The organism is Streptomyces sp. NPDC017056 (assembly GCF_044332485.1).
GTDB lineage: Bacteria > Actinomycetota > Actinomycetes > Streptomycetales > Streptomycetaceae > Streptomyces.
This window is the reverse complement of the sequence record NZ_JBIRPD010000002.1, coordinates 376303-388374: the sequence shown is the minus strand read 5'-3', so window position 1 is coordinate 388374 and position 12072 is coordinate 376303. Positions and strand designations below refer to the sequence as shown.

The 12072-nt window shown below is 74.2% G+C and carries 13 protein-coding genes and 1 riboswitch; of the genes, 4 read left to right on the top strand and 9 right to left on the bottom strand.

The window, feature by feature from the left end; all coding sequences use genetic code 11:
- Window positions 1–51: 51 nt before the first annotated feature.
- Genes ACH4OW_RS04725 through ribD form a run of 6 tightly spaced genes read right to left on the bottom strand, consistent with a single transcriptional unit; the run spans window position 52 to window position 4618 of the window.
- Complete coding sequence (locus ACH4OW_RS04725) at window positions 52–324, bottom strand: phosphoribosyl-ATP diphosphatase (protein ID WP_360132832.1); 273 nt, start codon at window positions 322–324, stop codon at window positions 52–54.
- A gap of 35 nt (window positions 325–359) precedes the next feature.
- Window positions 360–845 (bottom strand): 6,7-dimethyl-8-ribityllumazine synthase, encoded by a 486-nt coding sequence (gene ribH / locus ACH4OW_RS04720; protein ID WP_003986918.1) that lies wholly within the window; start codon window positions 843–845, stop codon window positions 360–362.
- A gap of 60 nt (window positions 846–905) precedes the next feature.
- Window positions 906–2207: a bifunctional 3,4-dihydroxy-2-butanone-4-phosphate synthase/GTP cyclohydrolase II gene (locus ACH4OW_RS04715; RefSeq protein WP_398024939.1), complete on the bottom strand. Its 1302-nt coding sequence runs from the start codon at window positions 2205–2207 to the stop codon at window positions 906–908.
- On the bottom strand, window positions 2204–2857 hold the full coding sequence (locus ACH4OW_RS04710; RefSeq protein ID WP_398024937.1) for a nicotinamide riboside transporter PnuC: 654 nt from the start codon (window positions 2855–2857) through the stop codon (window positions 2204–2206). The genes ACH4OW_RS04715 and ACH4OW_RS04710 overlap by 4 nt, the downstream gene beginning before the upstream one ends.
- Complete coding sequence (locus ACH4OW_RS04705) at window positions 2854–3489, bottom strand: riboflavin synthase (RefSeq protein WP_398024935.1); 636 nt, start codon at window positions 3487–3489, stop codon at window positions 2854–2856. Before ACH4OW_RS04705 ends, ACH4OW_RS04710 begins: the two co-directional genes overlap by 4 nt.
- Before the next feature lies 1 nt (window position 3490).
- A complete protein-coding gene (gene ribD / locus ACH4OW_RS04700; protein WP_398024934.1) occupies window positions 3491–4618 on the bottom strand; it encodes a bifunctional diaminohydroxyphosphoribosylaminopyrimidine deaminase/5-amino-6-(5-phosphoribosylamino)uracil reductase RibD in 1128 nt (375 codons plus the stop codon).
- A 152-nt stretch (window positions 4619–4770) separates the two neighbouring features.
- A riboswitch (FMN riboswitch) is annotated at window positions 4771–4901 on the bottom strand.
- A gap of 190 nt (window positions 4902–5091) precedes the next feature.
- Between ribD and ACH4OW_RS04695 the strand changes: the two genes are divergently transcribed.
- On the top strand, window positions 5092–5874 hold the full coding sequence (locus tag ACH4OW_RS04695) for an SDR family oxidoreductase (protein ID WP_398024932.1): 783 nt from the start codon (window positions 5092–5094) through the stop codon (window positions 5872–5874).
- Window positions 5875–5878: 4 nt separating this feature from the next.
- Here the strand turns inward: ACH4OW_RS04695 and ACH4OW_RS04690 are convergent, their stop codons facing one another.
- Window positions 5879–7144: an ROK family transcriptional regulator gene (locus tag ACH4OW_RS04690; protein WP_398024930.1), complete on the bottom strand. Its 1266-nt coding sequence runs from the start codon at window positions 7142–7144 to the stop codon at window positions 5879–5881.
- 94 nt (window positions 7145–7238) lie between these two features.
- Here ACH4OW_RS04690 and ACH4OW_RS04685 point away from each other — a divergent pair, with 94 nt between their 5' ends.
- Window positions 7239–8495, top strand: a complete 1257-nt coding sequence (locus ACH4OW_RS04685) for an MFS transporter (RefSeq protein ID WP_360135889.1) — start codon at window positions 7239–7241, stop codon at window positions 8493–8495.
- A 25-nt stretch (window positions 8496–8520) separates the two neighbouring features.
- Here the strand turns inward: ACH4OW_RS04685 and ACH4OW_RS04680 are convergent, their stop codons facing one another.
- Window positions 8521–8991: a hotdog domain-containing protein gene (locus tag ACH4OW_RS04680; RefSeq protein WP_360135887.1), complete on the bottom strand. Its 471-nt coding sequence runs from the start codon at window positions 8989–8991 to the stop codon at window positions 8521–8523.
- A gap of 215 nt (window positions 8992–9206) precedes the next feature.
- Here ACH4OW_RS04680 and ACH4OW_RS04675 point away from each other — a divergent pair, with 215 nt between their 5' ends.
- A complete protein-coding gene (locus ACH4OW_RS04675) occupies window positions 9207–10625 on the top strand; it encodes a uracil-xanthine permease family protein (RefSeq protein WP_398024927.1) in 1419 nt (472 codons plus the stop codon).
- A gap of 10 nt (window positions 10626–10635) precedes the next feature.
- Here the strand turns inward: ACH4OW_RS04675 and ACH4OW_RS04670 are convergent, their stop codons facing one another.
- Window positions 10636–11088, bottom strand: a complete 453-nt coding sequence (locus ACH4OW_RS04670; RefSeq protein ID WP_398024925.1) for a phospholipase — start codon at window positions 11086–11088, stop codon at window positions 10636–10638.
- 218 nt (window positions 11089–11306) lie between these two features.
- On the opposite strand from ACH4OW_RS04670, the gene ACH4OW_RS04665 reads away from it, so the two are divergent.
- On the top strand, window positions 11307–12005 hold the full coding sequence (locus tag ACH4OW_RS04665) for a DUF5995 family protein (RefSeq protein WP_360135883.1): 699 nt from the start codon (window positions 11307–11309) through the stop codon (window positions 12003–12005).
- Window positions 12006–12072 lie beyond the last annotated feature (67 nt).

Here is a 12072-nt window from a genome sequence, read left to right as displayed (position 1 = left end):
GAGGAGGGAGGGGGAAGGGGGGGTGCGGTCGTACGGGGGCCGGGCGACGGCTCAGAGATGGGCGTAGACGTCGTCGAGGGAGATCCCCTTGGCGACCATCATCACCTGGAGGTGGTAGAGGAGCTGGGAGATCTCCTCGGCGGCGGCCTCGTCGGACTCGTACTCCGCGGCCATCCAGACCTCGGCGGCCTCCTCGACGACCTTCTTGCCGATCGCATGCACGCCGGACCGGACCAGCTCGGCGGTGCGGGAGGTGGCGGGGTCGCCGGTGGCGGCCTTCTGCTGGAGCTCGGCGAAGAGCTCCTCGAACGTCTTCTTGGACATGATGTGCCCCACCCTACGCGGTCGCCCGGCTCCGCTCAGCGCCAGGGCTCGGCGACGGTACGCAGCGTCGCGGCGGTGGCGACGGCCGCGGTCACCGCCTCGTGGCCCTTGTCCTCGGTGGAGCCGAAGATCCCGGCCCGGTCCAGGGCCTGCTCCTCGGTGTCGCAGGTCAGCACGCCGAACCCGATGGGTACGCCGGTGTCGACGCTGACCTGCGTCAGGCCCTGGGTGACGCCCTGGCACACGTAGTCGAAGTGCGGGGTGCCGCCGCGGATGACGACGCCGAGCGCCACGATCGCGTCGTAGCCGCGGCCCGCCAGGACCTTGGCGACCACCGGCAGCTCGAAGCTGCCCGGCACGCGCAGCAGCGTCGGCTCGTCGATGCCCAGCTCGGACAGGGCGCGCAGGGCGCCGTCCACCAGGCCGTCCATCACCTTCTCGTGCCACTGGGCCGCGATGACGGCCACCCGCAGGTCGCCACAGTTCTTCACGGACAGTTCGGGTGCGCCCTTGCCGCTCACGGTTCTCCTCGTGGTGTTCGTGTACGTAACGGGTGGGACGGCCGGGGTCCGGCCGCGGTGCTACTGGTTGCCGCAGGCCGACGCGCGCTCCGCGTCGAGCCAGGGCAGGTCGTGCCCCATCCGGTCCCGCTTGGTGCGCAGGTACCGCAGGTTGTGCTCGCCCGCCTGTACGGGCATCGGCTCCCGGCCGGTGACCTTGAGGCCGTGCCGGACCAGCGCCTCGGTCTTCTCCGGGTTGTTGGTCATCAGGCGCAGCGACCGTACGCCCAGATCGGCCAGGACCTGGGCGCCGGCGCCGTAGTCGCGGGCGTCGGCGGGCAGGCCCAGCTCCAGGTTGGCGTCCAGGGTGTCGCGGCCGCGCTCCTGGAGTTCGTAGGCGCGCAGCTTGGACATCAGGCCGATGCCGCGCCCCTCGTGGCCGCGCAGGTAGATCACCACGCCGCGGCCCGCCTCCGAGATCCGCCGCAGCGACTCCTCCAGCTGGGGGCCGCAGTCGCAGCGCAGCGAGTGGAAGATGTCGCCGGTCAGGCACTCGGAGTGGACCCGTACGAGGACGTCCTCGCCGTCGCCGATCTCGCCCGCCACCAGCGCGATGTGCTCGACGCCGTCCACGGTGGAGCGGTAGCCGTACGCGGTGAACTCGCCGTGGCGGGTCGGCAGCCGGGTCTCCGCCTCGCGCCGCACGGTGGGCTCGGAGCTCAGCCGGTAGGCGATCAGGTCCTCGATGGAGATGATCGACAGGCCGTGCTTGCGGGCGAACGGGACCAGCTCGGGCAGCCGCAGCATCGTGCCGTCCTCGCCGGCGATCTCCACGATGGCGGCGGCGGGCCGCAGCCCGGCCAGCCGGGCCAGGTCCACGCCCGCCTCGGTGTGGCCGTTGCGCACCAGCACGCCGCCCTCGCGGGCGCGCAGCGGGAAGACGTGTCCCGGGCGCACGAAGTCGCCGGGGGCGGCCTCGCCGGAGGCGAGCAGACGCAGGGTGGTGGCGCGGTCGGCGGCCGAGATGCCGGTGCTGACGCCGTGTGCCGCGGTGGCGTCGACGGAGACGGTGAACGCGGTGCGCATCGACTCGGTGTTGTGCTCGACCATCTGCGGCAGGGCGAGGCGGTCCAGTTCGGCGCCCTCCATGGGGGCGCAGATCAGGCCGCGGCACTCGCTCATCATGAAGGCGAGGATTTCGGGGGTGGCCCGTTCGGCGGCGACGACGAGGTCGCCCTCGTTCTCCCGGTTCTCGTCGTCGACGACCACGACCGGGCGCCCGGCGGCGATGTCGGCGACGGCCTGCTCGACGGGGTCCAGGACCAGGACGGGTTCGCGGGCCCCGGTGTCCTCGGGGTCGTACCAGCTCTGCAGTGCGGTCATGCCGCCGCTCCTTCCAGGACGGGCTGCGGATTCGTACGGGAGCGCAGCCACCAGTCGCGCAGGCCCCACAGGACGAGGCCGAGGTAGACGACGTAGACCAGGCCGGAGAAGGCCAGGCCGCTGCTGAAGGCGAGGGGGACGCCGACGAGGTCGACGAGCAGCCAGGCGAACCAGAACTCGACCAGGCCGCGGGCCTGGGCGACCATCGCCGCCAGGGTGCCGACGAAGATGTACGCGTCGGGCCAGGGGTTCCAGGACAGCTGCGGCACGAGGGCGAACAGCGAGCCGACGGCGGCGGTGCCCACGGCGGTGCCGGCGGCGAGCAGGCCGCGCTCGCGCCAGGTGGCGAAGCGCACCGCGATGGAGCCGTCCTGCGCCTGCTGCCGGCCGCGCTGCCACTGCCGCCAGCCCCACAGCGCCACGCCGATGACCAGGAGCTGCTTGCCGACGCCGCCGCTGAGGTGGGCGTAGGCGTACGCGGAGACGAGGATCAGGCCGGACAGGAACTGGGCGGGCCAGGTCCAGATGGAGCGCCGCCAGCCGAAGGCCAGGGCGGCCAGGCCGACGGTGTTGCCGATCATGTCGGACCAGATGACGTGCTGGCCGAGGACGGCGAACGCCTCGTCGTTCAGCCGGCCGAGGACGTTCACCGCAGGCTCTCTTCCACGGCCGCGGCGGCCGCCGTCGTGCCCTGCCCCTGCCCGAGGAGCCGTTCGACGTACTTCGCGAGCACGTCGACCTCCAGGTTGACCGGGTCGCCGGGCTGTTTGGTCCCGAGGGTGGTCAGGGCGAGGGTGGTGGGGATCAGGCTGACGGTGAAGTGGTCGTCCGCCGCCTCGACGACGGTGAGGCTGACGCCGTCGACGGTGATGGAGCCCTTCTCCACGACGTAGCGGGCGAGCCCGGCGGGCAGCGAGATCCCGACGATCTCCCAGTGCTCGCCGGGGGTGCGCGCGACGATGGTGCCGGTGCCGTCCACGTGGCCCTGGACGAGGTGGCCGCCGAGGCGTCCGCCGAGGGCCATCGGGCGTTCCAGGTTGACGCGCGAGCCGGCGGTCAGGGCGCCCAGGCTGGAGCGGTGGAGCGTTTCGGCCATCACGTCGGCGGTGAACGTGCCGTCACGGGTGTCCACGACGGTCAGGCAGACGCCGTTGACGGCGATCGAGTCGCCGTGCTTGGCGTCCTCGGTCACCAGGGGGCCGCGCAGGGTGAACCGGGAGCTGTCGCCGAGGTTCTCGACGGCGGCGACCTCGCCCAGTTCTTCGACGATTCCGGTGAACACGTCAGTTCTCCTCGTTCGGGGCGTGGCGGGTCGGGGTGGCGGTGATGCGCAGGTCGGGCCCGAGCCGGGCGGTGGCGGTCACATCGAGGCGCAACGCTTCGGCGATGGTGCCGATTCCGGCGTCGCCGAGGGCGGCCGGGCCGGCGCCGAGCAGGACGGGCGCGAGGTAGCCGACGACCTTGTCGACGGCGTGCGCGGCGAGGAAGGACCCGGCCAGGGTCGGGCCGCCTTCCAGGAGCACGGAGCGCACGTCGCGCTCGTACAGGGCCTTGAGCAGGGCGGGGATGTGCAGCCCGGTGCCGCCGGCGCCGCGCGGCAGCCGGACGATCGGGGCGAGTCCTTCGAGGTGGCGGGCGTCGGCGTCCGCGGCGACCGCGATCAGGGTGGGCGCGGTGCCGTCCAGGACGCGGGCGCCGGGCTTGACGACGGCGGCGCCGGTGTCGACCACGACCCGCAGCGGCTGGCTGACCTCGGCGTCGGCCAGGCCCGCGAGCCGGGCGCCCAGGTGCGGGTCGTCCGCGCGGGCGGTGCCGGAGCCGACGATGACGGCGTCGGCCTGGGCGCGCAGCCGGTGGACGTCGGCGCGGGACTCGGCGGAGGTGATCCAGCGGCTGGTGCCGTCGGCGGCGGCGATCCGGCCGTCGAGCGTGGCGGCGTACTTCCACAGGACGAAGGGGCGGCGGCGCAGTACGGCGGTCAGCCATGCCTCGTTGCCCGCGGCGGCCTCGTCGGCGAGCAGGCCGCCCTCGACCTCGATGCCGGCTTCGGCCAGGGTGGCGGAGCCGCCGGTGGCGGTGGGGTTCGGGTCGGCGACGGCGTAGTGGACGCGGGCGATGCCGGCGTCGATGAGGGCCTGGGCACAGGGGCCGGTGCGGCCGGTGTGGTTACAGGGCTCCAGGGTGACGTACGCGGTGCCGCCGCGGGCCCGGTCCCCGGCCGCGCGCAGCGCGTTGACCTCGGCGTGCGGGCCGCCGGCCCGCTCGTGCCAGCCCTCCCCCACGACGTGTCCGCGCGCGTCCGTGACGACGCAGCCGACGACGGGATTGGGACTGGTGTGCCCGAGGCCGCGGGCGGCAAGCTCGATGGCTCGGCGCATCGCCGCGGTCTGCGCGGGGGCTGAGGTGGCCACCGGGTCCTCCTGCCTCTCAGGGCACGGACTCCGGGGCTGTCACGACGACAGGAAAAACGGGAACGGGACAACGACACACCGAGGCCGGAAAGAGAGACCGCCCCCTTGAACGCGAGGACGACCGCCGGCGGCGGCGTACCGATGCTCGCCCGCCGCGCACTGCCTCCCATCCGGACTTTAACCGTCGGTGCAGGAATTCCACCTGCTCAACCGGCCGCTGGCGGCGGACGGGTCGCGGACTATTACCGCCGGTTCGGACTTTCACCGACCCCGGAGTGCGCTGCGTATGTCATTTCAGTACGGCTTCAGTCTGCCACGTCTGATCGTCGGCCGGGCGGGCGGCGGGCTGTGGGCTGTCTCACAGAACGCGCTCGCCGTGTCACAGTCCGGGCCGCCGCCCCGTCCCAGCGGCGACTGGCCGTGCCGGACACGCGCGCACGCCTTCCCTCCCCTACTTCCGAGGACTGATCTCGATGACGACGATTCTGGTGACCGGCGGCACGGGCACGCTCGGCCGGGCCCTGATCCCCCGGCTGCTCGACGCGGGCCACGACGTACGCGCCCTCAGCCGCCGCCCGGACACCGGCGCCGGCCGGCCGCGGCCGGCCTCGTACGCGGTCGACCTGCGCGACGGCACGGGGCTGGCCGAAGCGGTGGCGGGCGTCGACACGGTCGTGCACTGCGCCTCGGCGCCGAAGGGCGACACCGAGGCGGCCGGGCGGCTCGTCGAGGCGGCGCGGGCGGCCGGGGTGCGGCACCTGGTCTACATCTCCATCGTCGGCGTGGACCGCATCCCGCTGGGCTACTACCGGACGAAGCACGAGGTGGAGGGGCTGATCGCGGAGTCCGGGCTCGGCTGGACCGTGCTGCGCACGACCCAGTTCCACGACCTGGTGCTGCGAGCGGTCAAGGCCGGGGCGCGGCTGCCGGTGCTGCCGGTGCCGACCGGGGTGCGGTTCCAGCCGGTGGACGTGGGCGAGGTCGCCGGCCGGCTGGCCGCGCTGGCGTCCGGCGCACCGGCGGGCCGGGTCGCGGACATGGGCGGCCCCGAGGTGCTCGCCGCCCGCGATCTCGTACGGGACACGCTGCGGGCCGGCGGGCGGCGGCGTCTGCTCGTACCGCTGTGGCTGCCGGGCGGGCTGTTCGGCGCGCTGCGGCGGGGCGAGAACGTGACCCCGCAGCACGCGGACGGCACGGTGCGCTACGCGGACTTCCTCGCGCGGCGGAGCGGCGGCAAGGCGGCGGCCGCGCGGTAGGCGCTCAGGCGGCGGGCCCGAACAGGTCGTGCTGCGCGGCGTCCATGGCGGCGAGCACCGCGCCGCGCAGGACGGCCCGGCCGCCGACCGTGCCCGCGCGCACCTCGGTGCGCAGCGGCGACATCCGCGCGAGGTGCGCGGCGACCCGCCCGGCCAGCGCGTCGCCGCCCGCGCGGCCCGTCTCGCCGCCGAGGACGACGCAGCCGGGGTCCAGTACGGCGCACACGGCCGCCGCGCCGATGGCGACGCGGGCGGCCAGCGCGTCGAGGAAGGGGGCGCCGGCGTCGCCCGCGCGGACGGCGGCGCGCACCAGCGCTTCGGCGGCGGGCGCGGCGTCGTCGTCCGGCCCTGCGGCGTCGGGCGCGTCCGCGCGGATGCCGTGCTCGGCGGCGAGCGCGCAGACCGCGGCGGAGCCCGCCAGCGAGTGGAAACCGCCGTCGCAGCCCGCGGCCGTGGGCAGCGCGCCGGTGCCGGGTACGGGCAGGAAGCCGATCTCGCCGGTGCCGCCCGAGGCGCCGCGGCGCAGCCGGCCGTCCAGGACGACGGCGGCGCCGGTGCCGTGGCCGAGCCAGAGCAGGACGTAGGTGTCGCGGTCCCGCGCGGCGCCGTCGCGCTGTTCCGCGATGGCGGCGAGGTTGACCTCGTTCTCCAGCAGGACCGGCGCGGCGGGCCGGTCGCCGAGCGCCGTGACCAGCGCGGCGTGCCAGGCGGGCACCCATTCGGTGCCGCCGAACCGGCCGGTGGCCGGGTCGACCAGGCCGGGGGCGCCGACCGCGACGGCGTGCGGCCGTCCGGCACCGGCCTCGCCGAGCAGCTTCTCCAGGACGGCGACGCCGTGCGCGGCCGCCCGGTCGGGGGCCGTGCCGGGGTTCACCGGGACGGTGGCCTCGGCGAGTACGCGGCCGAGCAGGTCGGCGACCGCGACGGTGGCGCCGTGGGTGCGCAGGTCCACGGCGGCGAGGTGGGCCCGGTCGGCGACGATCGCGTACAGCCGGGCGTTGGGACCGCGCCGCCGGGCGCCGGACTCGCCGACCACCGCGATCAGTCCGGCGGCCCGGAGGCGTTCGACGAGGTCGGCGACGGTGGGCCGGGACAGTCCGGTGGCCGCTTTCAGCTCGCCGGCCGTCAGCGGCCCCTCGGCCTGGAGAAGTTGCAGGGCCAGGCGGTCGTTGATGGCCCGCGCGGTGCTCGGCGAGGCGGTGCGCGGGGTGGCGTGCGCGGTGGTCGGTGCGGCGGTACGGCCGGGGGCGGCTCCGCGCGTCTCTTCCATGCCCGGATCCTTCCAGACCCCCTGGTCCGGAGGTCGCGACGGCAGCTCGGCAACTCCTCTTATTATCAGGCAGGCTTCCTGATAATTTGACGCCATGGATGGCACAGGCGTCCCCGACGCGGCTCCCCCACCTTCGCAACCACCCTCCACACCGCGCTTCGCCCCGGCCCGGCTGCGCCGCGCCCGCTGGTCCGTCGCCGTGGTCTTCCTCGTCCACGGCTCGGTGACCGGCGGCTTCGCCACCCGCGTCCCCTGGATCCAGGACCACGCGCACCTCAGCGCCGGACAGCTCGGCCTCGCCCTCGCCTTCCCCGCGATCGGCGCCTCGCTCGCCATGCCGCTGGCCGGCCGGATCAGCCACCGTCTCGGCGCCCGCGCCGCGCTGCGCCTGCTGCTCGCCCTGTGGACCCTCTCGCTCGCCCTGCCCGCCCTCTCCCCCAACCTGTACGGGCTGTGCGGCGCCCTGCTGGCGTACGGCGCCACCTCCGGCATGGCGGACGTGGCGATGAACGCGCTCGGCGTGGAGACCGAGGACCGGCTCGGCAAGCCGATCATGTCGGGCCTGCACGGCATGTGGAGCGTGGGCGCCCTGCTCGGCTCGGGGGCCGGCACCGCTGCGGCGCACGCGGCCACCGACGCCCGGCTCCACCTGGCCGTCGCCGCCGCGGTGTCGACCGTCCTGGGCGCCATCGCCTGCCAGGGCGTGCTGGACCTGCGCAGCACGCCCGACGAGCACCCGCCGCCGCGCTTCGCGCTGCCCCCGAAGTCCGCGCTGATCATCGGCGCGGTCGGGTTCTGCGCGGTCTTCGCGGAGGGCGCCAGCCTGGACTGGTCGGCGGTCTACCTGCGCGACGCGCTGGGCACCGACGCGGGCCTGGCGGCCGCCTCGACCACGGCCTTCGCGTGCACCATGGCGGTCGCCCGGCTGGCGGGCGACCGGGTGGTGGCCCGCTTCGGGCCGGTACGCACCGTGCGGGCGAGCGGGCTGCTGGCGACGGCCGGCGGCGTCCTGATCGTGGCGGCCCGGCACCCGGCCATGGCGCTGGCGGGGTTCGCGCTGATCGGGCTGGGCATCGCCGTGGTGGTGCCGCTGGCGTTCGCGGCGGCGGGGCGCAGCGGCCCGGCGCCCAGCCAGGCCATCGCGGGCGTCGCCACCATCACGTACACCTCGGGGCTGATCGCCCCGTCCGCCATCGGCTCGATCGCCCAGGCCACCTCGCTGACCGGCTCCTTCGTCCTGGTGACGGTGCTGGCCTGCGGGCTGGTCCTGGGCGCCGGGGTACTGCGGGTGCCGGGCCGCGGCACCACCGGGCGCGACTCCGTGCCGGCCGGCGGCCTGGAGCGGTCCTGAGCCGGGGCGCCCGCGAGCGGCCGGCTCAGGCGGACTGCGCCTCGGGGCGCAGCATTTCGGCCGCTATCCCGCGGGCGTGGTCGGACCAGGGGGCGGGCCGCAGCGCCTGCGGGTCGACGCGCACCAGCACGCGGTGGCCGCGCGCGTAGGTCTGCTCGCCGTCGGCGGAGCAGATCCGGAAGCCGTACGTCAGGGAGGTGCGGCCCAGCTTCTCGACCCACAGGTGGGCGGCGTAGTAGCCGGGCCGGGTGACCGGCTGCTCGTAGGAGACCTTCATCTCCTTGATGACGTTGCACATGTCGCCGGCCGCCGCCCAGTCGCCGTCGAAGCCGAAGCCGCGGCCGTGCCAGAACTCGGCCCAGGCGCGCTCGGCCAGCAGCGGGTAGCGCGAGTTGTGCAGCATGCCGAGTGCGTCGAGGTCGTCGAAGTGCACGGTGACGGGGACCAGCTGTCCGTAGGGGACGGCGGGGGCGGCCTCAAGGGCTTCGACGCTCACGGGTTGGTGCTCCTGCTTCTGTGCTGTTGACTGTTCAAGGAATGAATCCAGCCATCGTAAGCGGCTGCTTAGAATGCTCCGGCCGCGGGGGCGCGCAGCACCGTGCCGCAGGCCGTCCGCGCGCCGCGGACGGCCTTATGCCGACTTAACATGTCCCGGCCGGACCCTCGAAGCCGGCCGACCCCCTGCGACGTACGTGAAGAAGTGGAGCACTCATGGGCCTCGGTGTGCGCTGGACCGTGCACGGCGACGGGCGCACCCCCGCCCCCGGAGCCGTCGTCAGACCGGACGAACGGCTGTCCTGGCCGCGTACCGCCGGCCTCGGGGCACAGCACGTGGTGGCCATGTTCGGCGCGAGTTTCGTCGCCCCGGTCCTGATGGGACTGGACCCGAACCTCGCCATCATGATGTCGGGCGTCTCGACCGTCATCTTCCTGCTGGCGACCCGCGGCCGGGTGCCGTCCTACCTCGGCTGCTCGCTCTCCTTCGTCGGCGTCGCCGCCGTGATCCACGCGCAGGGCGGCACCAGTGCCACCGTGACCGGCGCGGTCCTCGTCGTCGGCGTCGCGCTCTTCCTGGTCGGCGTCGCCGTCCAGCGGTTCGGCGCGCGGATCATCCACGCGGCGATGCCGCCGGTGGTCACCGGCGCGGTCGTCATGCTCATCGGCTTCAACCTGGCGCCGGTGACGGCGAGCACGTACTGGCCGCAGGACCAGTGGGTGGCGCTGCTGACCATGCTCTTCACCGGGCTGGCCGTTGTCTGCCTGCGCGGTTTCTGGTCCCGGATCGCGATCTTCCTCGGGCTGGTCTTCGGGTACGGCATCTCCTGGGTCCTCGACCTGGTCTTCGGGAAGATCCACTCGGCGAACGGCGCCGGGCAGGTCACCGACCACTGGCGGCTGGACCTGTCGGCCGTCGGCAAGGCCGAGTGGATCGGCCTGCCGTCCTTCCACGCGCCCGCCTTCCAGTGGTCCGCGATCCTGGTCGCGCTGCCCGTGGTGATCGCGCTGGTCGCCGAGAACGCCGGCCACGTCAAGGCGGTCGGCGAGATGACCGGCGACCCGCTCGACGACAAGCTGGGCACCGCGATCTCCGCCGACGGCGTCGGCTCGGTGCTCTCCACCGCGCTCGGCGGCCCGCCCAACACGACGTACTCCGAGAACATCGGCGTGATGGCGGCGACCCGCGTCTACTCCACCGCGGCCTACTGGGCGGCGGCCGGTTTCGCGCTGCTCTTCGGCCTGTGCCCCAAGTTCGGCGCCGTGGTCGCCGCGATCCCCGGCGGCGTGCTGGGCGGCATCACCGTCATCCTGTACGGCATGATCGGCCTGCTCGGCGCGCAGATCTGGGTGCACAACAAGGTGGACCTGCGCAATCCGCTGAACCTGGTGCCGGTGGCCGCGGGCGTCATCATCGGCATCGGCGGCGTCAGCCTGAAGATCAGCGAGAACTTCGAGCTGGGCGGCATCGCGCTCGGCACGATCGTGGTGCTCTCCGGCTACCACGTGCTGCGCGCGCTGGCCCCCGCGCACCTGAAGGAGCAGGGGCCGCTGCTGGACGAGGGCACCAGCGCGTACGACGCGGACGCGCCGGAGAACCCGGAGCGGCCGGGAGGGCAGGAGCCGAAGGCGTGACCCGCGCGCCTCAGCCGAGCTTCTTGACCGCCTCGTAGTAGGTCCACGCGAGCGCGGTGCACGAGGTCTTCTTCGCGCCGGTGTACTTCCCGCAGACCCTCTTGAGGTCTTCGTAGAGAGCGCTGTCCAGGCGCGGCTTGTTCGTGCCGAACGTCCCGGCCTTCTTGTAGTTGCGGTAGCCGAAGTCGTGGCGCGCGCAGGAGGTCTCGAAGGGGAAACCGAACGGGTTGTCGGGCGACTTGGAGCAGTGGTCGGTGGTCCAGTCGAACCCGTACGCCGCCCACCTCGCCTGGTCGGCGCGGGCCGCGAGCCAGTTGCCGTAGCTGCTCGCGGCGGTCTGCGTCCAGCCGGCCAGTACCCGGGACCTGTCGGCGGGCGCGGCCTGAACCGGAGCGGCGCCCGCCACCAGCAAGGTCACGGCCACGGCCGGGGCGGACAGGGCGGCGGCAAGTCTTCGGGACACGCGTCAACCTCCGGTGCAGAGCGGCCCGCCGGCAGGACGGGCCGATTCGTCGGAGGCTGAAAATAGCCACTCAGGACGACCGGCGGTGGAGTTTTGGCTGAACAGTGATCGCCGGTGGGAGTACGCCCGGACAAGGGGGCGCGCCGGGAATTACCCCGATCCGGTCATCCGCCCGCCAGGCAGCTCTGCGGTGGGTGCCCGGCTGTCACGCTGTGCCCATGACGACGACTCGGCACGTCACGGCCGCTGCGGTGCCCGCTCCCGTGGCCGCGGTCCTGGCACGGCTGCGCGCACTGGACGCCACGCTCCCGCCCTCCGACGGCATCGCGGTGTTCAACCGGGTGTACCTCTCGGTCACCGAGGAGGTCGTACGGCGGCTCGGCGCGGGCGCCTTCCAGGACCCGGCGGCCGCGGGCGAGCTGGACGCGGTGTTCGCCCGGCGCTACCTCGCCGCGGTGGACGCCGCCGGCGCCGGCCTGACCGTACCGGCCTGCTGGCGCCCGGTGTTCCAACTGCGCCGCCACCCTGGGGTGCGCCCGCTGCAATTCGCGCTGGCGGGCATCAACGCGCACATCGGGCACGACCTGGCGCTGGCCGTCGTGGACACCTGCCGGGCCCTGGAGTGCGAACCGGCCGCCCTCGTGGCGGACTTCGAACGCGTCGGTGACCTCCTGGCCGGGCTGGAGGAGCGCATCCGGGAGAGCCTGATGCCGGGGCCCGACCTGCTGGACGTCGCCGACCCGCTCACCCACCTCGCCGGTTCCTGGAGCCTGGAGATGGCCAGGGACGGCGCGTGGGCGGCGGCGCGGGTGCTGTGGGGCCTGCGCGGCCTGCCCGAGACGGCGCAGGAGTTCGCCGAGCGGCTCGGTTCGGGCGTGGGCCTGGTGGGCCGCTGCCTGCTGACACCGCTGGGCTGAACCACGTATGCCGGGCCGACTTCGCCAGGCTGACTTCGCCGGGCCGAGACGTCTCCGGGTCGGCGAA

Coding starts and splice junctions, on each gene's coding strand:
- ACH4OW_RS04725 (WP_360132832.1), bottom strand. CDS start 324: ATGTCCAAGAAGACGTTCGAGGAGCTCTTCGCCGAGCTCCAGCAGAAG.
- ACH4OW_RS04715 (WP_398024939.1), bottom strand. CDS start 2,207: ATGACCGCACTGCAGAGCTGGTACGACCCCGAGGACACCGGGGCCCGC.
- ACH4OW_RS04695 (WP_398024932.1), top strand. CDS start 5,092: ATGACGACGATTCTGGTGACCGGCGGCACGGGCACGCTCGGCCGGGCC.
- ACH4OW_RS04690 (WP_398024930.1), bottom strand. CDS start 7,144: ATGGAAGAGACGCGCGGAGCCGCCCCCGGCCGTACCGCCGCACCGACC.
- ACH4OW_RS04685 (WP_360135889.1), top strand. CDS start 7,239: ATGGATGGCACAGGCGTCCCCGACGCGGCTCCCCCACCTTCGCAACCA.
- ACH4OW_RS04675 (WP_398024927.1), top strand. CDS start 9,207: ATGGGCCTCGGTGTGCGCTGGACCGTGCACGGCGACGGGCGCACCCCC.
- ACH4OW_RS04665 (WP_360135883.1), top strand. CDS start 11,307: ATGACGACGACTCGGCACGTCACGGCCGCTGCGGTGCCCGCTCCCGTG.